15 protein-coding genes are annotated in these 22,947 nt (G+C 64.2%); 7 read left to right on the forward strand and 8 right to left on the reverse strand.

Translation table 11 applies throughout. The features are described 5' to 3' along the window. Positions 1-129: 129 nt before the first annotated feature. The 6 genes from argE (at position 130) to PCA20602_RS06545 (ending at position 7,315) form a co-directional block, all read left to right on the forward strand. Entirely contained in the window at positions 130-1,344 is a 1,215-nt protein-coding gene (argE, locus tag PCA20602_RS06520) for an acetylornithine deacetylase (protein WP_150720486.1), read from the forward strand. A gap of 256 nt (positions 1,345-1,600) precedes the next feature. Beyond that, the gene (locus tag PCA20602_RS06525; protein ID WP_150720487.1) at positions 1,601-2,887 is read left to right on the forward strand and encodes an MFS transporter; all 1,287 of its coding nucleotides are present in this window, start codon (positions 1,601-1,603) and stop codon (positions 2,885-2,887) included. 120 nt (positions 2,888-3,007) lie between these two features. After that, on the forward strand, positions 3,008-4,036 hold the full coding sequence (locus PCA20602_RS06530; RefSeq protein ID WP_150720488.1) for a threonine/serine dehydratase family protein: 1,029 nt from the start codon (positions 3,008-3,010) through the stop codon (positions 4,034-4,036). Positions 4,037-4,052: 16 nt separating this feature from the next. Beyond that, positions 4,053-5,078, forward strand: coding sequence for an ornithine cyclodeaminase family protein (locus PCA20602_RS06535; RefSeq protein ID WP_150720489.1), 1,026 nt, complete (start codon positions 4,053-4,055; stop codon positions 5,076-5,078). Positions 5,079-5,691: 613 nt separating this feature from the next. Next, complete coding sequence (locus tag PCA20602_RS06540) at positions 5,692-6,258, forward strand: cysteine hydrolase family protein (protein ID WP_150720490.1); 567 nt, start codon at positions 5,692-5,694, stop codon at positions 6,256-6,258. 49 nt (positions 6,259-6,307) lie between these two features. Then, the gene (locus tag PCA20602_RS06545) at positions 6,308-7,315 is read left to right on the forward strand and encodes a GlxA family transcriptional regulator (RefSeq protein WP_150720491.1); all 1,008 of its coding nucleotides are present in this window, start codon (positions 6,308-6,310) and stop codon (positions 7,313-7,315) included. Positions 7,316-7,401: 86 nt separating this feature from the next. Here PCA20602_RS06545 and PCA20602_RS06550 read toward each other — a convergent pair whose 3' ends face one another. Further along, complete coding sequence (locus tag PCA20602_RS06550) at positions 7,402-13,476, reverse strand: hypothetical protein (protein WP_150720492.1); 6,075 nt, start codon at positions 13,474-13,476, stop codon at positions 7,402-7,404. Positions 13,477-13,895: 419 nt separating this feature from the next. Between PCA20602_RS06550 and serB the strand changes: the two genes are divergently transcribed. After that, on the forward strand, positions 13,896-14,717 hold the full coding sequence (gene serB / locus PCA20602_RS06555; RefSeq protein WP_150720586.1) for a phosphoserine phosphatase SerB: 822 nt from the start codon (positions 13,896-13,898) through the stop codon (positions 14,715-14,717). Between the two features lie 161 nt (positions 14,718-14,878). On the opposite strand, the gene PCA20602_RS06560 is transcribed toward serB, so the two are convergent. From PCA20602_RS06560 to PCA20602_RS06590, 7 genes are all read right to left on the reverse strand, one after another. After that, the gene (locus PCA20602_RS06560) at positions 14,879-16,096 is read right to left on the reverse strand and encodes a cystathionine beta-lyase (RefSeq protein ID WP_150720493.1); all 1,218 of its coding nucleotides are present in this window, start codon (positions 16,094-16,096) and stop codon (positions 14,879-14,881) included. 52 nt (positions 16,097-16,148) lie between these two features. Beyond that, entirely contained in the window at positions 16,149-17,330 is a 1,182-nt protein-coding gene (gene bktB / locus PCA20602_RS06565) for a beta-ketothiolase BktB (protein ID WP_150720494.1), read from the reverse strand. A gap of 185 nt (positions 17,331-17,515) precedes the next feature. Continuing rightward, the gene (locus PCA20602_RS06570) at positions 17,516-18,460 is read right to left on the reverse strand and encodes a sugar kinase (RefSeq protein WP_425495641.1); all 945 of its coding nucleotides are present in this window, start codon (positions 18,458-18,460) and stop codon (positions 17,516-17,518) included. Further along, on the reverse strand, positions 18,460-19,827 hold the full coding sequence (rimO, locus tag PCA20602_RS06575) for a 30S ribosomal protein S12 methylthiotransferase RimO (protein WP_150720495.1): 1,368 nt from the start codon (positions 19,825-19,827) through the stop codon (positions 18,460-18,462). The genes PCA20602_RS06570 and rimO overlap by 1 nt, the downstream gene beginning before the upstream one ends. A 246-nt stretch (positions 19,828-20,073) precedes the next feature. Next, entirely contained in the window at positions 20,074-20,661 is a 588-nt protein-coding gene (gene phaR, locus PCA20602_RS06580) for a polyhydroxyalkanoate synthesis repressor PhaR (RefSeq protein WP_069341147.1), read from the reverse strand. A gap of 162 nt (positions 20,662-20,823) precedes the next feature. Then, positions 20,824-21,564, reverse strand: coding sequence for a 3-ketoacyl-ACP reductase (locus PCA20602_RS06585; RefSeq protein WP_069341146.1), 741 nt, complete (start codon positions 21,562-21,564; stop codon positions 20,824-20,826). A 193-nt stretch (positions 21,565-21,757) separates the two neighbouring features. After that, positions 21,758-22,939 (reverse strand): acetyl-CoA C-acetyltransferase, encoded by a 1,182-nt coding sequence (locus PCA20602_RS06590; RefSeq protein WP_150720496.1) that lies wholly within the window; start codon positions 22,937-22,939, stop codon positions 21,758-21,760. Positions 22,940-22,947 lie beyond the last annotated feature (8 nt).

A 22,947-nucleotide genomic window follows, 5' to 3' on the forward strand; every position in this document is an offset into this window, starting at 1 on the left:
CCTTTCCCGCGAGGCAAGAATGGTTGTTCACACAACCTTTTACCTCTAAATTATTTTTGAGTAACATTTCCCCGTAGCAATACGTAAGAGACGTATTACACGTATGACGAAAGATTCCCGGAGATTCGAATGACAAGCGCTTCCCAAGCTATCGCACCGCAGGCCACCCACGAGGCCCAACCGGCATCGGTCGACTGGATCACGAAGCTGGTCAGCATCGACACCACGAGCCGCGAATCGAACCTCGGCCTGATCGAGACGGTGCGCGACAGTCTCAAACACGCCGGTGTCGAGCCGTGGCTGTCTTATGACGCCACCAAACGCAAGGCCAACCTGTTCGTCACGCTGCCGGCGGCAGACGGCAACACCCAGGGCGGCATCGTCCTCTCGGGCCACACCGATGTCGTGCCGGTCGACGGCCAGGCTTGGGACACCGATCCGTTCAAGCCCGTCATTCGCGACGGCAATCTGTACGGCCGCGGCACGTGCGACATGAAGGGCTTCATCGGCTCGGTCATGACGATGCTGCCGGAGATGCGCGACGCCAGGCTCAAGACGCCGTTCCACTTCGCCTTTTCGTACGACGAAGAAATCGGCTGCGTGGGCGCACCGGTGATGCTCGCCGAGTTGCGTGAGCGCGGTATCCGCCCGGACGGCTGTATCGTCGGCGAGCCGACCAGCATGCGCGTGATCGTCGCGCACAAGGGCATCAACGCCTACCAGTGCTGCGTGCGCGGCCATGCGGCGCACTCGTCGCTCACGCCGAAGGGCTCGAACGCCATCGAATACGCAGCGCGTCTGATCTGCTACATCCGCGATCTGGCCGATCACTTCAAGCAGAACGGTCCGTTCGACGAACTGTTCGACGTGCCGTTCACCACGGCACAGACGGGCACGATCTCGGGCGGCATCGCCCTGAACACGATTCCGGCGCTGTGCGAATTCGTCTTCGAATACCGCAACCTGCCGGGCGTGGATGCGGAAGGCATCTTCCAGCGTATTCAGGATTACGCCGTCAACGAGCTGGTGCCGAAGATGCAGAAGGAGCATCCGAACGCCGGCATCGAGTTCAAGAAGGTCGCCGCCGCACCTGCGCTGGACGCCTCGGAGCAGGACGCCATCACTCAACTGGTGCGCGCCCTGACCAAAGACACCGACAAGCGCAAGGTGGCGTACGGCACCGAAGCCGGGCAGTTCCAACTGGCCGGTGTGCCGTCGATCGTGTGCGGCCCGGGCAACATCGAACAGGCGCACAAGCCCAACGAATTCGTCTCGCTCGAACAGATCGCCCAGTGCGAATCGTTCCTGCGCAAGCTGATTCGCAGCAACACCGTCGGCGCCTGATCGTGACGACCGTGACGTCTGTGACGTCCGGCCTGACTTGATCCGGACCGGACGCTCTCGTGACGTGACGAAACCCTCTGCGGGCCGTATTCCGTTTGCCGGATGCGGCCCGTTGCCTTCGCGGCAGCAAGTGCTTTACCGGATTCACCCGCAACATCGGCATTCCGCAGTACCAGACGCCTCAACAAAGGCGCACAGGACATTCATCCGCAAGATAACAAGCACATACGTCTGACAGGTTCTGGAGATCTCGCCAATGAGCGCAAGCGCATCCCCCAACGCGGCGGCACCCCTCGCCCGCACTTCCCCGCACGCCTGGCGTGTGATCGTATCGGCCTCGATCGGTAACGCGCTCGAATGGTTCGATCTGGTGGTGTACGGCTTTTTCGCCGTGACCATCGCCAAGCTGTTCTTCCCGACGGGCAACGATACGGTCTCCCTGCTGCTCACGCTGGGCACGTTCGGTGTGTCGTTCTTCATGCGTCCGCTGGGCGCCATCGTGATCGGCGCCTACGCCGACCGCGCAGGACGCAAGGCTGCGCTCACGCTGTCGATTCTGCTGATGATGGTCGGCACGCTGCTCATCGCGCTCATGCCGACGTACTCGACCATCGGCGTGCTCGCGCCGGTGGGCATCGTGATCGCCCGCATGGTGCAGGGCTTTTCGGCCGGCGGCGAGTTCGGTAGCGCGACGGCATTCCTGGCCGAGCATGCGCCGCAGCGCCGTGGCTTCTTCTCCAGTTGGCAGGTCGCCTCGCAAGGCCTGACCACGCTGCTGGCCGCCGGTTTCGGCGCGCTGCTCACCGGCAACCTGTCGGCTGAAGCCATGGCGTCGTGGGGCTGGCGCGTACCGTTCTTCTTCGGTCTGCTCATCGGCCCGGTGGCGTACTACATCCGCCGCCGTCTGGACGAGACGCCCGAATTCCTCGACATCGAGCCGACGCAAAGCCCGCTGCGCGACACGTTCGCCAGCCAGAAGGAACGCCTGCTGCTCGCCATTGGCGTGGTCGTGATGGCGACCGTCGCCACGTACCTCGTGCTCTACATGCCGACGTACGCCGTCAAGCAACTGGGCCTGCCGTCGTCGGCCGCCTTCTCGGCCGTGCTGCTCACGGGCGTGGTGCAGTTGATCGTGGCGCCGATCGTCGGTCACTGGTCGGATACGCACGGTCGCATCAAGCCGATGCTCGCCGCTGCCGTGGCGCTGCTGGTGCTCGTCTATCCGATGTTCCGCCTCCTCGACGCGAACCCGACGTTCGGCTCGTTGATGGTGTTCCAGATCGTGCTGGGCCTGTTGATGACGACGTACTTCGGCGCGCTGCCCGCCCTGCTCACGGAGCTGTTCCCGGTGCAAGTGCGCACGACTGGCCTCTCGCTGGGCTACAACATCGCCGCGACCGTGTTCGGCGGCTTCGCACCGTTTATCATCACGTGGTTGATCGGCGCAACGGGCAACAAGCTCGCCCCGAGCTTCTACCTGATCTTCGCCGCGATCATCAGCATTACCGCGCTCCTGCGCAGCCGCAAGCTCGGCCTGCGCTGAGTCTTGCCTTCCGGGCAGTGCATGGGGTCGCCCCCGCCCTGCCCGGCATTACACGCGCATTTGCCTCGCATTCGCCTCACAATTGCCACGCATTTGCCAAATTACGGAGACACAGTCCAAGTGACGCAATCGACCCCCGAGCTGCACGCCGAGACCATCGACGGCCAACCGGTTCCGACGAAAGACGCCATCGCCGCGCTGCATGAGACGCTCAAGCCCTACGCGCGCCAGACCCCGGTCTTCACGCGCCACGACTTCCCCACGCTCGGCAACACCGAGATAACGTTCAAGTACGAGTTGCTGCAGGCGTCGGGCACGTTCAAGGCCCGCGGCGCGTTCTCGAACCTGCTCTCGCTCGACGACGCCCAACGCAAGGCGGGTGTCACGTGCGTGTCCGCCGGCAACCATGCAGTGGCCGTCGCCTACGCGGCACAAGCCATGGGCGTCGGTGCCAAGACGGTCATGCTCAAGACCGCCAGCCCGGCGCGTTCGTCGCTGTGCCGTGAGTACGGCGCGGACCTGATTCTGGCGGAGAACGTCCACGAGGCGTTCGATATCGTCAAGCGGGTGGAACAGGAGGAAGGCCGCTATTTCGTGCATCCGTTCAACGGCTATCGCACGATTCTCGGCACCGCCACGCTCGGTTACGAATGGATGCAACAAGCCCCGAATCTCGATGCGGTGATCGTGCCCATCGGCGGTGGTGGACTGATCGCCGGCGTGGCCACTGCAATCAAACTGTTTGCCCCGCATGTGAAGGTGTACGGCGTGGAGCCGGCCGGCGCCGACGCCATGGCGCAGAGCTTCGCGCAAGGCGGCCCGATCAAGATGGGCCCGATGACAGGCATTGCCGATAGCCTGATGGCCCCGCATACCGAGCTGTACGGCTACACCCTGTGCCGCCGTCATATCGACGAACTGGTGACCGTCACGGACGATCAGATGCGCGCCGGCATGCTCACGCTGTTCCGTCAGTTGAAGCTGGCCGTGGAACCGGCATGTGCTGCGGCAACCGCAGCGCTGATGGGCCCGCTGCGCGACAAGCTCATGGGCAAACGCGTGGGCGTGCTGCTGTGCGGGACGAATACCGACACGGCAACGTTCAACCGTCACATCGAAGCGGCCCTTGCCGCCGAAGCCAACGGCTGACGATCCAGGATTTCGCATGTCCACCTCCGCTTTCTCGCCGCCCGTCCTGCTGCTCGACGCCACCCAGATCGCCGCGCTGATGCCCGTCGCCGATGCGGTTTCCGTGATGTCCGACATGTTCGGCGCCCTCGCACGTGAGCAGATTCACCTGCCGCTACGTCAGATCATCCGCCCGCCGGAGGCGCTCGGCGCCAAGGGACTGCTGGGGATGATGCCCGCGTTTCTCGGCAGCGGCGCCGGGGCAATGCCCGTCTACGGGGCAAAGGTCGGCACATTCTTCCCGGGTAACAGCACGCTCGGCAAAGACCCGCATCAGGGATGCGTGCTGCTGATGAGCGGCGAGACGGGCGAACTGCTCGCCGTGATGAACGCCGCGGAGATCACCGGCATTCGCACGGCGGCCGTCACGGGGCTCGCGACACGCCTGCTCGCCCGTCACGATGCCTCGCGACTCGCGCTCGTCGGCGCTGGCCATCAGGCGCACTGGCACCTCGCGGCGCTCGCGGCGGCGCGGCCGCTCCAGCACGTTCGCGTCGCCAGTCGATCGCTTGCCACGGCGCAAGCTTTTGTCGACAAGGAACAACCCAACTACGCGTTCCGCCTCGAAGCGGCCCCAAGCGTGGAAGCGGCGGTGTGCGATGCCGACATCGTGGTCACGGTGACGAATTCGACCGACCCGGTACTGCGCGCCGAATGGATTGCGCCCGGCACGCACGTAAATCTGGTCGGCAGCAGCACGCCGCGCCATCGCGAAGCGGACACGATGCTCATGGCGCGCGCGCAACTGTTCGTCGACCGCCGGGAGTCGACCGTCAACGAATCGGGCGATTATCTGGCCGCCGCTGCCGAGGGCCGCATCGGCCCGGAGGATCTGCTCGCGGAACTCGGTGAACTGGTGATCCGCACCCATTCGGGGCGGACCGACGCCGAGGCCGTCACGCTCTTCAAATCGCTCGGCATGGGCGCTCAGGACGTGGCATTGGCGGCCGCGCTTTACCAACGCGCACAAGCGGCGAATACCGGCACGCGCGCCAGCCTCTAAGAACCGCTAGATCGAATGACGCCGGGCAGTCCGGCGATTCGGATGCCATCCGGGGGCCGGCGCGCTGTCCCACGCCGGGTACTGGATCAATTGCGTCGCCTCGCGCCGGTCGTAAGGCCCTGATCGGCAGCCGCATCGCCATCGATGCTCAACAGCGCACAGGTGAGCGCCGCCACAGGTCCTCACTCACCTGAAGGCATGAGGTTGCGGTACACGATTTGAGCCTGCCAGCCCAAACCGGAGAGGGCTGACGAGAGCCTCTCACCCTCCCTCGCGAATGATTCGAGCACACTTGACTCCGACACGTGCGGTTGCGCTACCAACTGCGGCTCGGCGCTCACCCAACTCAGCGATCTGATTTCCACGCATCTGTCCTTGACGTCACAGGAACGCCCCATCTTCACGTGCCCGATTGCGTCATCGCCGCAAGATATCGCTCAGAATCCGCCGTTTGGGAACACGCACAGCCGAAGACGACGGCGCGGCGAGCGTGCCGGCGATCGCTTCGGATACATGTCTGAATCCGTCCCATTCTGGTCGTCCACTAGACTATCGGGATGGCGCCCGTGCCCGTACGATGTCACCATCGTCACTCACTCCACGGAGTCATCTCATGTCGCAAAATTCGCAAGCCCAAACGTCGCGCACCGCCCTGCTCGTCATCGACGCCCAAGAATCGTTCCGTCAACGCCCGTACTGGCGCGAAGATGATCTGGCGGTCTATTTCGACCGTCAGCAGGCGCTGATCGACGGCGCCGTCGCTCGCGGCGTGCCCGTGGTGCAGGTGTTTCACATCGATGGCGGGGTGTTCTCGCGCGATTCCGGCTTCGTGCGTACGCTCGAAGAACTGCGCCTCGACCCGGTCTTCACGGTGGACAAGGTCAAGCACAGCGCGCTGGCGGGTTCGACCCTCGGCGCCTGGCTGGTAGAGCATGGGATTACGCGCCTGATCGTCTCCGGCATCCGCACGGAACAGTGCTGCGAGACCACGACGCGCGCGGCCTCGGACGCCGGCTACGACGTCGACTTCGTGACGGAAGCCACGCTCACGTTCCCGATGCAGCACCCGCGCACCGGTCGCGAGCTGTCCACCGCCGAACTCAAGGAGCGCACGGAAACGGTACTGGTCGACCGTTTCGCTCGCATCGTGACGGTTGAGGAAGCGCTCGCGGCGGTGTAACGTCGCACTGTTGCCGTCCGTCCGAATCCGTCCTGACTGTTTGCCTGCGATGCCAAGACTTCAACCTGTCTACCTGCTGGTCATGCCGAACACGCTGCTGCTCGACGTCGCAGCCCCGGCCGAAGCGTTGCGCATCGCGAATCATCAGCAGGACGACGTGCGCTTCGTGCTGCATTACGTCGGCACGCAGCCCTCGGTCGCCACGTCGATCGGCTTGCGCCTGTCACCGCTCGACGTGTTGCCCGACACCGTGCCCGACGACGCCTGGGTGGTCGTAACAGGCACCGTCGAGAAACCGCTGCCGCTGCCGCCGTCGGACAGCGCCGTCCATCCGGCACCTTCCGACGAGCATCATGACGCCGATGCGTGCGCCATCGCGTGGCTTCGGCGCATCGTGCGTCCGACGCATCAACTCGCCTGCATCTGTACGGGAGCCCTGCTCGCAGCCCGAGCGGGGCTGCTCGACACGCTGACCTGCACCACGCATCACGGCAGTTGCGACGAACTGCGCTCGCTCGCGCCCGGCGCTCGCGTGGCCGACAACCGGCTGTACGTGCGCGACGGCAACGTGTGGACCAGCGCCGGTGTGACGACCGGCCTCGATCTGATGCTCACGCTCATCGCCGACGCCACCAGCCCACTATGCGCTGCGGCAGTGGCGCGCCAGATGGTCGTCTACGCACGACGCGCCGGGGCCGACCCGCAACTCTCTCCGTGGCTCGAAGGGCGCAATCACCTGCATCCCGCCCTGCACCGCGTGCAGGACGCCATTGCCGCCGACCCGGCGCAAGACTGGACGCTGTCCGCGATGGCGGACATCGCCTGCACGAGCGAGCGGCACGTGACGCGCCTGTTTCGCGAACATGCCGGCGTTGCCCCCATCGATTACCTGCACCGGCTGCGTATCGCCCTCGCGCGCGAGATGCTGGGCAATAGCCACCTCGATCTGGAACACATCGCGCAGCGCGCCGGCTTCGGGTCGAGCCGCCACCTGCGACGCGTCTGGCACAAGTTCGATGCCCTGCCCCCGAGCCATGCCCGCCGAATTACCGGCTGACTCGTGCCAATCGTGGCAATCGCGCGCGGCGACGAGCGAGGCGTTCCGACGATCCCCTTGGGCCAGCACCTGCTTGTCAACGCGCCTCACTCGCCTGCACTACGCCATTCAGGCATGCGGAGCATTACCCCCTCGGGCCGGAAATCACCCGCCAATGCCCCGGGAAGCGCGGTATATCCCCAAGCCGTCTCGAGGGCGTCGTTCAGCGATGCGAAGTCGATGTATTTGATGCACTGGTTCGCCCCGTGAAGCGTGTGCTGATCCTGCCAGTCGACTTCGCTCATGATGCGACCGGCGTTTGATGCCAGCAACGCACCGCGAAGCGTTTGCCGTGTAAAGAAATCGGCGATCACGCGCTCGACGTCGCCCGAGGCGACCCATGACGCCGGGGCCTTTCCTGTCACGGCCAAGGACAATCGCGGACGGTACTGGTCGGGCGACGACCACGCCAAAATCAGCCGATACCGAAGCTCGGTCACCCCGTAGGTGTCGAACGTCGTCGCCACGGCCTCGATCATGAGCGCCAGCCGGTCGTCGATCTTCAGGTCGCGTGATCCGACCCGTTCGGGCTGCAACGCCGTCACCGCTGCATGCGCATGCAGCGCGCTCTCGCATTGCGTGGCGCTGATCCTGCCGGCGTTCAGTGTCGGTGCGGCTGGCTCAGCGTAGATGCCCGGGGTGTCGCTCTGCATCCAGAGCTCGACATCGACGCCGTGGCAATGCCATACCCCTTGCGCATCGGACCAGTGGAATCCGCTGTCGTCGCGCGTCGTGTCGACGGATGTGAGACGAAAGCGCGCAACCCCAGACGTCGGCATCGTCCGAACTTCGACGATACGTCCGTTGCCGAGGCTGAGCATATCGTCGTAAGCCCCGTTGCCGTAGATCCCGTCGTTTTGAGGCCCGGTGTTGATGCGTCCAGCCGTTGCAGGCCGACTCAATATCCGATAGCCGCGAGGCACCCCGGCAAGCGCCTGAGGGCCGCGCAACGCGATAAGTTGTGGCGCCACCGGTTGTCGCATGCACAGGCCGGGACGCCCGGGCACCTGCTGTCGGAGTACGGCCATCGCCGCACCGAATCGCCCATCCGCCAGTTCGACGCCGGCACCGAGCATGGCCGTAGCAAAGTCCGGATTGTCGCCTCCTGATTCGACCAGACTGGCCATATCGCGGCTCACACGCTGCTGGACGCGGCACTGCCGGATCCGTTCGACGAACGCTCGCGCGAACGTCGTAGCGTCACTCAGCGCCTCGCCTGTGGACGACCGAGGGAAGATGTCGTCGGAGAACTCTCGGATCGCTGTGCCGATGTCGTAGGCCCAGCCAAGACCGGGCGACGTTTGCGGGCCATCCACCGCCTCGTTCAGATAGATCGCCTCCTCGCTCGGACTCGCGCCTTCGGCGTTCGCGTCTCCGAGGGTCGCGCGCAGCGTTTGTGCGTCCGTCGTCGGCAACGTCAGAGCCACATGCCGTACAAGGTCGACGATGCCCGTGTCCAGCATCTGATTGCGCAACGTCGCTTCACTCACCCGATCGCGAAGCCCGTCGACGATCGGGGCAACGTCTCCCTCACTGAGCGATCGCCCGAACGCGACACGCAGGGCATGCCCGGCGACGTTCATATGGGGGGCGAGAAACGTGCGCAACGTCGTAGACGATGCGTCGGTGGTCCCGTCGCTCGCTACGTTCGCCAGGTCCGGTCCGTCCGTTGCGCCAAGCGCAACCACCTCGCCCGAGGTCAGCGACAGCAACACACGGCACCGCGCATTGCCGAGCCCCACGACCCCCGGCACGCATTCGTCGTCGACCGTCACCGCCCTGAATGACGCCGTTCTTTTCAGGGCGTCCAGCATCAATTCCCCATGTGCCGGGGACATTTGCGGCAGGTGCCAGAGCACCAGCCCCCGTGTGACGCGCCCGATGAACCGCGTGAAAGCATTCTTGACCGGCTGGGTATTCCAATGCGAGACGATCTCCTGTGCGGACATCCGGGGGACGCTCACCGCTTGACTGAGCAACTCGCCGACGCGCGGTGGTGGCACCGTCGTGGTCGACGGCCCCGACTTCGCGTTCGACGGCTGGCCGTGAAACCCGCCGCGAGCGCTCATCCGGCCCGCCTGCAAGTACCAAGTGTCCACGAACGTCTCCCAGCGATCGTTCGCGCGCTTCGTCCGGGGCTTCGACGACGCCAGATGCTCGGCGTTGGGCTGCGGCTTGAACCAACCGCTTGAGATCGAATTCGACGCATCGTGCGAGACCAAGGGGAACGCGGTCGAGGTCGAAATCGTGGTCCGCAGCAACGACTGAAGCCGCCTGGCCGCCTTCTTCGCAGTCTCCGACCAGACCGGCATCCGGTCCGTGAGCGATTCGACGTACAGCTTTCCGTGTCGATCTTCAAAGCGACACTGCCCGTCGGCCGCAAACGTGAATCGGGCCATGTCGAACCGATCGATGGCGTAGGCACCCGAGGGCGCCTCATGACCATTGCCGGATGCCCCGAAAACCGCGCGATCGCCACTCGTCACACCGGCGAAGCCTATCGTGTCGTCGGCCAATGCCAACGCGATGCAGTAGCCCTGCGGTATTTTGGACAACTGATCCATGGAAAGCACTTGCGCAGCGTTGTGTCCCAGAAGCGCATCGAACCGATTGTCTTCGGCACCAAGCAACCGTGTCGCTGCGCCGTCGGTGCGCAAGCCATGCCGCGACCTGAGGGCGCTCAATTCCACCCACACCGGTCGCGTGAGCGGTGACGCGTTTGCACTTGCACCGGTGCGGGGCGAGGTGAACGCATCAAAAAATATCCGGCGCCGCTGGCTGACCTCGGGCCACGTCGCCATAAAGGTGTCGATCGAGCGTGAGATTTCACGCATGTTGTCGAGATTTTCGAGCGTCCACTCCGTGACGGCGTCGATGGGTTGCAGGTTCGGGTTGCGAAACAACGACGACATGGAGGCCGACACCGACATCTCTCGCTGAATTCGCATCAGTTCGTCCATGTCCGCCCGCTGTGCGCGCTCAGCGAGTGTTGCATAGTTCGCCCCGTGGGGGTCGAGTTCACAGGCCAGTGTCATGACCGCTCCGGCGCGGCCCGTGCCGCCAAACGCCATCGCGGTGGCAGGGCCGGTGAACTTCAACGAATCGAGCACCTTCTGCCGCATGCTGCTCACCTGAAACGCTTCACGTCTGGCGTTGTTGATGATCATCAGTTCCCGATCGCTGTCTGCCCGCGCGACCTTGGCGAACCAAAGCTCTCGCTCCGGCGACGGACACGACACGAAGGAAAGCAGCGGATCGAACGATACCCGGCTGTATGACGTCGTCATCGCGTTTGGCGGCGACTGTCTGGACGACGACCCGCCCCTGTCGGTCCGCGACGCCTGACACGGCCGGTTGGTCAGCACGACGGGATCGATCCGAAACCTGAGTGGACTCCACCCCAAGTAGCGCTCCAGATGGCGGCGCTGCGTTTTCGACAGATGGCATTCGATGAATCGCTGGAATGCATCGGTCGATTCGGCTTCCGGGCTCCAGTGAAAGGCCATCGCATGCGCGATCGAAATCAGCAGCACCGCACTGCCGGCAGGCTGCGTGACGCAAACCAGATCCGGCACGATCGCGCCTTCGTAAGCTAGCAGACGAACCGCGCCGTAGCCGACCCGGAACTTCCGTCTCTTTGCCTGCCCTGCGCGTGCCGGATGCCATGGATGGTGGACGCTGCTCACGCGGCTGCCCGGGGGCGTCTGACGCTCCCAGGCATCGGTCGTCGCGTTGACGAGTACGCCCATGTACACGCCGCGCACATACCTTTCGTAGTCGTCGATCAGCAGCGGATTGTTGCGCTGACGCTGGAGCTCGTCCGCCAGATGTGTGCTCAAGGCATCGCGAAACAGGTCGTCGTCGACGCGTGTCAGCATGGCGGCATGGTCCGGGTTGACGGCCTTCATCGACACGATTTCGCTGATCCCCGAGGGGGTTTTGAACTCGCGCAGGAAGTGATGCCCCAACGCCACGTCGAACAGAGTGAACGTCTGCGACACCGTCTTGCCCCATCCCATCGTGAAGCGGCTGGGTTCGGGCGAACGCCCCCAGAACTTGAAGGCCACTTCAACCTCGCCGCCCCATGGCATCGTCGGTGTGCCTGGGGCAGCGTGGGCGCCCTGCCCGTCGCGCTGTGTCGGCCCCGGCAGCCGGTTCAATACGGTCTCCATTTGAAGACAAAGGTGCGCTTGCGCCCGCCCCGCGTACCCGTCCATCGAGAGGGTCCGCAACCGCCCGATCTCGGTCGCCTCAATGATGTGAAGCATATGATCGAGCGTTAGGGATTCGCCCTTCGGCATCACGTTCAACGTCTTGTCAGGCGAAGGCACTTCGATGACGGGCGCCGGCTTGGCGTGATGCATCGGTCTGAGTTTGAGCGGCAAGGCAACCGGCGTATCCGCCTCGGATATTTCCGTTTCGGGATCTCGCCAGAGACGCCGAAGACTCGAAAGACCAAACGCCGTGAGCATCCCGATGAGCGTTCCCCCCAGCACATACCTGACCTTGCCCGTCGCCACCGTGGTGGCGACCGACGTCGAAGCGACTCGCACCGTGCTCGGGAGCAGTTCGTCCTGCTCCGGCAGGCCGGGGGCGGCGGATGTCGCCGCGACGGGCGACATGAACGCCACCGGGTTCAGTGCCATAGCCGACATGGCGTCTGGGCCAACGACCACGCGTTGCTCGACAATGTCGCGAAGCATGTCGCGTCGCTCGGGGGGGATCAGATCGGGCAGCGGCAGATCGTCTGAACGCATCACGAAGGTCCGGTTGACGGACACGGTCTGGCGCTGCAACGGCGGTGGCTCGAACGGCGTCGCGGCGAGACGACGCGGCGCACTCGCCTGCGCTGATGCGTCCTGCGTTTCGCACCATTGCGCCCATCGCTCGCTGCGACGAAACGCTCGTGCCTCGCGGATGGTGTTCTCCCACGGCGTCAAAATGTCCATGGCGTATGCCATCTGGATCGCCGCTTCCAGAGCTTCAGCAGCCCCCGACGGCTTGAAGCGAAACCCATGTCGCTCGCGCGCCCGGACTGCGCGATACAGGGCGTCGACGTCCAGGCTTGCAATGCGCTTGCCGATGGGGGGATTTCGCACGTTGGCATAGAGGCAACGCTGCACGGCCGACGCGACATCGCGCACATCGAGTTGCGCAAACTGCGGGCCGAGTCGCAGAACCAACTGTCGCAACTCGGACGCCGACAATGACGGCAACAAGCGCGGAAATGCGCTCAGATATTGCGCCCGTTGGAACGCGGTCGACCTTTCGGCACCGGGTAACGCCGCATACGTGCAAACCGTGGCGGCCAATTCCAGCGCGCCTGCTGCGATGGCGGCGGCCAAGGGAGCGTACGCCGTCAATGTCGCGTATGGGGAAGCCGACGAATCGTCTGCCGTCGCGAGACCGGTTTCAACGTTCCCCGGCCATATGCCATCGGTCTGGGTCGCCCCGCCGGGAAGCAATGCACCGCATCCGAATCCGACCGCCGCGCCCAGCACGGCGCCGGTCGCGAGAAGCTTCCCGCACACACGCCCGATCTCCCGCAATGGGCTCGGCGGCCGCCCGCTGAACTCAGGCGCATCGCCCACCAGTTGCGCCTGCCACGCCGCGACGGCGAGTGCAGGATCCGACAGCACCAGTCGTGACATGAGCAAGCGCCACGTCGACGGGCTTCCAATGTCGACATCCGTCATCTCTCGAGCCTCGGCGCACGCCGTCAGCGCGTGCCAGAGACCGTGGCAGGGCATCGACTTCCTCGTCCATGCGTGACGACCCTGTCGGCTGATGCCGAAGCGTTGTCCGTTGTGGATCAGCTCGACCGGCCCGGCTTGGGCCCGCGCCAGTGCCTCCTGTGGCGGCATGCCCCGCACTTCGGCAAGCCAGCTCATCATCAGGCCCACCCCGCCCTGAGCCACCGTGTGCTGCGTACCCTCGTGATCGAGCAAGTGAAATGCCAGCGCTGACGACACATGCCCCCAAGTGGCATCCGGCGTGCAGACCAACGCGTGCACGACCCTCGCTCGCCAGTCCAACGTCGCGAGGATTTTCGACGCCTGCTCGTGTACCTCTGCGGCTTGCCATGTGCCTTCGATCTGCGCGTCACGGCCGGCCCCGGCCATCGGCGGCGAGTCGACGAGCGCGGACTCGGATTCATGTTTCCGATACGGCTTTTGGGATGAGATTGCGGTTTGGCTCGATGGCCATACGAGCGCCAATGGCCCTTGATGCGAAGCGATCTGCATGTGTCCTCCTGCTGAAAACGGTAGGTATCAGCTCCCTGCAGGCAGATACTCGCGCCGACGTCAACACCGTCGAGTTCACTTTTCGCTCAAATCAAGGGCAATGGGAATGCGGCTGCCGGGTTCGCAACCCTGTAAAATGCGGTTCCATTCGCACGCGGCGCCCGTCAATCGGGCAGTTGACGCGCGGCATTTGCGCAGTCGCTTATTTACCTTTCCAGATGGCTCACGACCTCGTCATATTGGGACCTCATGTCCCCACCGGTCCCGATTCGGGCACAGCAACGCCTTCGGCAGACATGGCTGAGCCGGCGCCGCAAGCGGCCATTCAGGCCCTGGCCCCGAACGCCACGATCGAGACGGCTCGCGGCGTTGCGCGCGTGCGTGATGTCATCGACTCGCCCGCGTTGCGAAGCGCCATCGGCGCGCTTTCTCAGCAGTACGGCGTCGATGTCGCCATCGTCGACAGCGAGCGCCGTCTGTCCGATTTCAGGCTCGTGGCCATGGACATGGACTCGACGCTCATCACGATCGAGTGCATCGACGAAATCGCGGATTACTGCGGCCTGAAAGCGGAAGTTTCCGCCATCACCGAAGCCGCCATGCGTGGCGAAATCAAAGATTTCAACGAAAGCCTTACGCGCCGCGTCGCCCTGCTCAAGGGGCTCGATGCCGGTGCACTGGAGAAGGTCTTCGAGGAGCGCCTGCAACTCTCGCAGGGCGCCGAGACGATGCTGCGCGGCGTTCAGTCGCTGGGCATCCGCACGCTGTTGGTGTCAGGCGGATTCACGTTCTTCACGGATCGCCTCAAGGCGCGTCTGAACCTCGACGTCACGCGCGCGAATACGCTGGAAATCGTCGACGGCAAGCTGACCGGGCGCGTGCTCGGGGAGATCGTCAATGCAGAAGTGAAGGCGCGCACGGTAACCGAAGTCGCCGCGCAGTTCGGCGCGACGCCCGCGCAGGCGATCGTCATGGGTGACGGATCGAACGATCTTCAGATGATGTCCATCGCGGGCCTGTCGGTCGCGTTCCGGGCAAAGCCGGTGGTGCGGGAGAAGGCGTCCGTCGCCTTCAACTACGTCGGGCTGGACGGACTGCTGTCGCTGTTCCGGGCCTGAGCCGAGGGCATCAGGCGACATGCACGCCGCCGCGTGGCGAGCGGCCTCGGCGAACGAGGCCGCGACACCGTGGTGCCGTGATGCCGCAGCCGGATCACGGCATGGCCGACGTAGCTTGATCGACGTAGTTTGGCCGGTGCAGGTTGACCGACGAGTGGAGATCAGCCGCCGAGATGCGCCTTCAGGCTGGCTTCGATATCGGCTTGCAGATCGCGCACGTCTTCGAGGCCCACGTAGAAGCGCACGAGCACGCCCTTGTGCGGCCATGGCGTCTCGGTGCGCATCGAAGGCACACGATACGGCACCACGAGGCTCTGCGCCCCGCCCCAACTGAAACCGATCTTGAACAGACGCAGTGCTTCGATGAAGGCGTCGATCTGTGCCTGCGTGTAGCGCTCGTCAAACACCACCGAGAACAGACCGCCAGCGCCCGTGAAGTCGCGCCGGAAATACTGATACCCGGGGCAATCTTCGAACGCCGGGTGCAGCACCGCCGCGATCTCATGGCGCGTGCCCAGCCAGGTCGCCAGCGTCATCGCCGCACGGTCATGGGCCTCGAAGCGCAACTGCATGTTCGGCAGGCTGCGCAGCACCAGACTGCAATCGTCGGCCGACACCCCGACCCCCATGCGCATGCGCGCCTGCTTGAGGCGATGGTGAATGTCGTCTTCGATGGTCACGACGCCGCCCATCAGAATGTCGCTACCGCCCGACTGATACTTCGTCAATGCCTGCACGGAGATGTCCACTCCGTGATCGAACGGACGGAACGCGAGCCCGGCAGAGTACGTATTGTCGATGGCTGTCAGCACCCCACGCTCGCGCGCCACACGGGCAATCGCCGGAATGTCCGGCACTTCCATCGTCACCGAACCCGGCGCTTCGAGCCAGATCAGCTTCGTATTCGGCTGGATCAGCGCACCGATTCCATCGCCGATCAGAGGATCGTAGTAGCGCACCGTGATGCCCCACGACGCCGCGAGCCAGTCGCCATGCTCGCGATTCGGGCCGTAGGCGTTATCGGGAATCAGAACGTCGTCGCCTTGCTTGACGAGACCGAAGTAGACATTGGAGATGGCCGCGAGACCCGATGGAAACAACAGGCAATGCTTGCCGCCTTCGAGCGCAGCGAGACGTCGCATCAACTCCATCGAGGTGGGCGTCGCGTGCAAGCCGTAGCGCCACTGGCTGTCGTTCTTCCAGTCGAGCGCGCGCATGGCGGCCAGATCGGGGAAAATCACCGTCGACGCACGTGCCACCGGCACCGGCATGGCGGAGAAGCCCGCCGGCAATTGTGTGTCGGTGTGCAGAATATTGGTTTGCCAGTGCCAGCCGTTGGCTTCCGGCTTGTCGAGGGGCTTGCGGTTGTCTTGCGTCATCACGGCTCCGGAAAGACTTGGGCCGGCAACAACGCCGGCCGCCGGGAGTAACTTACACGCGCTCGAACACGGCTGCAATGCCCTGACCGCCGCCGATGCACATGGTGACCAGCGCATAGCGACCGCCGATACGCTGCAACTCATGCAGCGCCTTGACCGTGATCAGCGCGCCCGTCGCGCCGATCGGGTGACCCAGCGAGATACCGGAGCCATTCGGGTTCACCTTGGCCGGATCGAAGCCGAGGTCGCGCGTGACAGCACACGCCTGCGCGGCGAACGCTTCGTTCGCTTCCACGATATCGATATCCTCGACCTTGAGGCCCGCGCGCTCCAGCGCCTTGCGCGATGCCGGCACCGGACCGATCCCCATGTAGTTCGGGTCGACGCCCGCGTGCGCGTAGCTCACCAGCCGCGCGAGCGGCTTCGCGCCACGACGCTCGGCCTCGGCGCGCTCCATGAGAATGAGCGCCGCCGCCGCATCGTTCAGACCGGACGCATTGCCTGCCGTCACGGTGCCATCCTTCTCGAACACCGGCCGCAGCTTCGCCATGTCTTCCAGGCTGACATCGGCACGCACGTGCTCGTCAGTCGTGAAGGCCACGTCGCCCTTCTTCGACTTCAACGTGATCGGCACGATCTGATCGTTGAAGTAGCCAGCGGCCATCGCCCGCGCCGCGCGATGATGCGATTCCACCGCCAGCCGGTCCTGATCCTCACGCGTGATGCCCCACTTCTTCGCGATGTTCTCCGCCGTCACGCCCATGTGGATGTTGGCGAACGGATCGTGCAGCGCACCGAGCATCATGTCGACGAGACGCGACTCGCCCATGCGCGTGCCCCACCGAGCGCCCGGCATCACGTACGGCGCACGGCTCATGCTTTCGGCGCCGCCGGCCATCGCCACGTCGGTGTCGCCCAGCAGGATCGATTGCGCGGCGGACACCACGGCTTGCAGACCCGAGCCACACAGACGGTTGACCGTCATCGCCGGGGCATGCTGGCTCACGCCCGCCTCAATGGAGGCCACGCGCGCCAGATACATGTCTTTGGGTTCGGTATGGATGACGTTGCCGAACACGACGTGTCCGACCTCTTCACCGCCGACCTTCGCACGGGCCATGGCCTCGCGGGCGACGATGGCGCCGAGCTGCGTCGGCGCGAAATCCTTCAGGCTGCCGCCAAAATCACCAATCGCGGTACGTACGCCGCTCACGATCACGACTTCTCGTTGCATGTCTCTCCTCCGGGTGGATATCGGTTTGCAACGAGTATAGCGCCGTAGGGGTTACCGCGATGGCAGGCTCATTGGAGGGAAACTTCGATGATGACGCTTGCGCGGACGGCGATCGTTTCGATCGCCGTCCGGCAGGAAGACGGGAAGATATGCGAGGAGGACGCGCGAGCGCGCGTCCCGAAACATCAGGCCGCCATTTGCTGGAGCACCTGTTCGGCGTATGGCACCGGGGCGACCGCGCCGTAGCCGGTCGTCGACAGCGCCGCGCAAACGTTGGCGTAACGCGCAGCCGTGAACGGATCGTCGCCGAGCGCCAGACGGGCAACGAACGCCCCGCCGAAGCAGTCGCCGGCGCCGGTGGCATCGACCGCCTGCACCGGGTACGGTGCGACGATACGACGCTCCTGCGGCGTGGCCACGTAGCAGCCCTCACGCCCCAGCTTCAGCGCCACGACCTTCACACCGTGGGAGAGCAGTTCGTCGAGAATGGCATCGCGATCTTCGAGACCCGTGACGGCCGTCACGTCATCCCAGCTCGGCAGACAGACGTCGGTCAGGCTGAATGCCTCGCGCATCGTGGCACGCGCACGTGCCAGCGGCCACAGCTTGAGGCGCAGATTGGTATCGAAAGACACCTGTCCGCCGGCGGCGCGAATCTTCGACATCGCGTCGAATGCGGCGTCGCAAGCGTTCACGCTGATCGCCAGACTGATGCCCGACAGATGCAGGAATTTCGCACCGCCGAGCGCTTCGTCCGGCACATCCTGCACACGGTAACGGCTTGCGGCCGAACCGGCGCGAAGATAGTCGAAGTGGTGCCCATTCTCGTCGTGCGACACGAAGTAGACGCCGGTCGGCGCCTGCGCGTCGACACGCACGCATTGCGTATCCACGTTCTCGTCGCGCCACAGATCGAGCAGCATGCGGCCGAACAGATCGTCACCCACGGCGCTCACGAACCCCGTGCTCACGCCCTGACGCCGCGCGGCAATCGCAAAGTTCGACGTATCGCCGCCAAACCCCTGAAGATACTGACGCGCGTCCGTGGGCGACTGATTGAATTCGATCATCGCCTCGCCCATCGCGAGGACTTGCGGCGTCGACATCACGTTCCGATCCACTTGCGTCATCAGACCACCTCGCCCCACAGATCGTGGCCATCGGCGCCCGTCACTTCGACATTCACGAACTCACCGACCTTGAGGCGCTTGGCCGCCTTGGGCGTGGGTTCGATGTACACGAGACCGTCGATTTCCGGCGCATCGGCGGCCGAGCGGGCGATGCCGCCGTCCTGATTGATTTCGTCGACGATGACCTGAATCGTCTTGCCGATCTTGCGCTGCTGGCGTTCGGCGGAAATTTCCTCGGCCACTTCCATGAAGCGGGCACGACGTTCTTCGCGCACTTCGTCCGGCAGCGCGCCGGGCAGTTCGTTGGCGCGGGCGCCTTCTACCGGCGAGTAGGCGAAGCAGCCCACGCGGTCCAGTTCGGCTTCACGCAGGAAGTCCAGCAGGTATTCGAACTCGGCTTCCGTCTCGCCCGGGAACCCGGCGATGAAGGTGCTGCGGATCGTGAGATCCGGGCACATCTTGCGCCACGCCTGAATGCGTTCGAGGTTCTTCTCGCCCGACGCCGGGCGCTTCATGCGCTTGAGCACGTCCGGATGGGCGTGTTGCAGCGGCACGTCGAGATACGGGAGGATGTGCCCTTCGGCCATCAGCGGAATGATTTCGTCGACGTGCGGATACGGATAGACGTAATGCAGACGCACCCACGCGCCGTACTGCTTCGCCAGTTCCCCCAGCGCCGTGACCAGTTCGGTCATGCGGGTCTTGAGCGGACGTCCGGCCCAGAAGCCAGTGCGGTACTTCACGTCCACCCCGTAGGCGCTGGTGTCCTGCGAGATCACGAGCAGCTCTTTCACGCCGGCCTTGAACAGGTTCTCGGCTTCGAGCATCACTTCCGCCACCGGACGCGAGTCGAGATCGCCACGCATCGACGGGATGATGCAGAACGTGCAGCGATGGTTACAGCCTTCGGAAATCTTCAGGTAGGCGTAATGGCGCGGCGTGAGCTTGATACCGGCAGGCGGCACGAGGTCGGTGAACGGGTCGTGCGGCTTCGGCAGATGCGTATGCACCGCGCTCATCACTTCGCCCACGGCGTGCGGACCGGTCACGGCCAGCACCTTCGGGTGCACGGCGCTCACGATGTCCTGACCGGCGGCGTCTTTCTTTGCGCCAAGGCAGCCGGTGACGATCACCTTGCCGTTCTCGGCGAGCGCTTCGCCGATGGCGTCGAGACTTTCCTGAACGGCATCGTCGATGAAGCCGCAGGTATTGACCACAACGAGATCGGCACCGTCATAGGTACCGGCGATGTCGTAACCTTCGGCGCGCAACTGGGTCAGGATCTGCTCGGAGTCGACCAGGGCCTTGGGGCAGCCGAGCGAAACGAAGCCGACCTTGGGGGTGCCGGCGGGCGATGGGCGGGACATGGGGCGAATCCTGATCTAATGATTACGTGTAACGATCGAACGGCGATGCGCAGTGCGTCTGTCGGCATCGCGTCACATCGCGTCAATTAACCGCGCATTTTACCCTGATCGCCTCCGGTTCGTTCCAACTATCGCGCGAACGCGTCGAACGGCTGTGTCACCAGGGAAAAAGACGGGTTAGCAAGGCGATGCCTCTGCGGTGTGCGCCCCATGTCACACCGCAGGGTCAGCCAACGAAGCGTTGGCTCAGGGCTTCTTGTTCGGGTCCCGGCCCGGCGCACCGGGCGCGCCCGGTCCCCCCGGGAACGGGAACGTGTTGAACATGTTCTTCGCCTGGCTCTGCATCTGTTCCTGCATCTGCACGAACAGGTTCTTCGACTGTTCGATGTAGTTGGTCATCATGCCCTGCATCATCGGCGCCTGCATGTTCATGAATTGCGCCCAGACGTCCGGGTTGAAGGCCGCACCTTCGTAGATGCCCTTCGACTGATCGGCCAGCTTGTTCTGAATCTCGATGAAAGTCTGGATGTTCTTCTCGAGGTAGGTGCCCATCATCCCCTGCAGCGCGTGGCCGTAGAAACGGATGATCTGGGCGAGCATGGCGCTCGAGAACATCGGCACACCGCCGGTTTCTTCTTCCAGAATGATTTGCAGCAAAATGCTGCGAGTCAGGTCCTCGCCCGTCTTGGCGTCGACGACCTTGAACTCCTCGGTCTCGAGCACCAGTTGCTTCACATCGGCAAGGGTGATGTACGTACTGGTCTGGGTATCGTACAGACGCCGGTTCGGATACTTTTTGATCAGGCGCTCGTCAGTCTTCTTGCTCGCGGTCATGCGGTGGGTTTCCTGCGTTTTTGAAGGACTACCCCGACCGGCGGTCGGGGTTAATCACATATTATCGATTCTAGGACGTTTGCTGCTATGCGGCAAAGCCCTAACCCGCAACGAGGCGCGGTGCTTTGTCTCGGCCCGCACCGGCACCCGCCCCGTTACCGCTTAGCCCATGTGCAGGCCGCCGTTGAGCGAGAAGTCCGCGCCCGTCGAGAAGCCCGAATCTTCCGATGCCAGCCAGGCCACGATCGAACCGATTTCGCCGGGCTCGCCCAGACGCTTGACCGGAATCGTCGCCACGATCTTGTCGAGCACGTCCTGACGGATCGAGCGGACCATATCCGTACCGATATACCCCGGCGACACGGTATTGACCGTCACACCCTTGGTCGCCACTTCCTGCGCCAACGCCATGGTGAAACCATGGATACCGGCCTTGGCGGTCGAGTAGTTCGTCTGGCCGAACTGGCCCTTCTGACCGTTCACCGACGAGATGTTGATGATTCGGCCCCAGCCACGCTCGCACATGCCTTCGATCACTTGCTTCGTGACGTTGAACAGACTCGTGAGGTTCGTGTCGATGACGGCATCCCAGTCTTCACGCGTCATCTTGCGGAAGACGATGTCGCGCGTGATACCGGCGTTGTTCACCAGCACGTCGACTTCACCGACTTCGGACTTGACCTTGTCGAACGCAGCCTTCGTCGACTCCCAATCGCCGACGTTGCCTTCCGACGCGACGAAATCGAAACCCAGCGCCTTCTGGTCTTCCAGCCACTTCACGCGGCGCGGCGAATTCGGACCACAGCCCGCCACGACCTTGAAGCCATCTTTGTACAGCCGCTGGCAAATGGACGTACCGATACCGCCCATCCCGCCTGTCACATATGCAATGCGTTGAGTCATGGAACGCTTCCCCCAAAATAACGGCTGATTGCCGCCTGTTGCGACTGCCAATTGACCGACGCGCAGGCCGCGCGTTCCCACGCGAGCCTTTCGTCTCCTGACGACTTCCTCAGTGCGAGCCCGTGCGCGTTGCACACACGGGCGGCACTGCTTCTTCTGCGGTTCTGATGCCCCACGCGAAAAGCGGGTGGGCTCAGACGCGTTCCACCGCCAGCGCCACGCCCATACCGCCGCCGATACACAGCGACGCCAGACCGCGACGCGCGTCACGACGCGCCATTTCGTGCAGCAGCGTGACGAGAATACGGCAACCGGACGCCCCGATCGGGTGACCAATGGCGATAGCGCCGCCGTTCACGTTGATCTTCGAGGTGTCCCAGCCCATTTGCTTGTTCACCGCCAATGCCTGCGCCGCGAACGCTTCGTTGATTTCCATCAGATCCAGATCGCTCGCCTTCCAGCCCGCACGGGAGAGGCAGCGTTGCGATGCCGGGACCGGACCGATGCCCATCACCGACGGATCGACGCCGGCGTTCGCGTACGCCACGATGCGCGCGAGCGGCGTGAGGCCCAGTTGCTCGGCGCGCTTGGCCGACATCACGACCACGGCCGCGGCACCGTCGTTGATGCCCGAAGCGTTGGCGGCAGTCACGGTGCCGTCCTTCGAGAAGGCCGGCTTGAGGCCGGAGAGCGACTCGGCCGTCACGCCATGACGCACGAACTCGTCGGTCTTGAAGACCACCGGATCACCCTTGCGCTGCGGGATAGACACCGGCACGATTTCCTGATCGAAGCGTCCGGCCTTCTGTGCTGCTTCAGCCTTGTTCTGCGACGCGGCGGCAAATTCGTCCTGCATCTCGCGCGTAATGCCGTACTCCTTGGCGACGTTCTCCGCCGTGATACCCATGTGGTACTGGTTGTACACGTCCCACAGGCCGTCGACGATCATCGTATCGATGAGCTTGGCGTCGCCCATGCGGAAGCCGTCGCGCGAGCCCGGCAGCACGTGCGGTGCAGCGCTCATGTTCTCCTGACCGCCGGCCACGACGATGTCGGCTTCACCGGAGGTAATCGCATTGGCGGCGAGCATCACGGCCTTCAGGCCCGAGCCGCACACCTTGTTGATCGTCATCGCAGGCACCATCGCAGGCAGCCCGGCCTTGATCGAGGCCTGACGCGCCACGTTCTGACCCGAGCCGGCCGTCAGCACCTGCCCCATGATGACTTCGCTGATGTCTTCGCCCTTGAGCTTCGCGCGCTTGAGGACTTCGTCGATCACGATCGCCCCCAGATCCGGCGCCGCCACCTTGGCCAGCGAGCCGCCAAACTTACCGACTGCCGTACGGGCAGCCGACACAATCACGATATCCGTCATGTCTCATT

The sequence above is a fragment of the Pandoraea capi genome (genome assembly GCF_902459735.1).
Classification (GTDB): Bacteria; Pseudomonadota; Gammaproteobacteria; order Burkholderiales; family Burkholderiaceae; genus Pandoraea; species Pandoraea capi.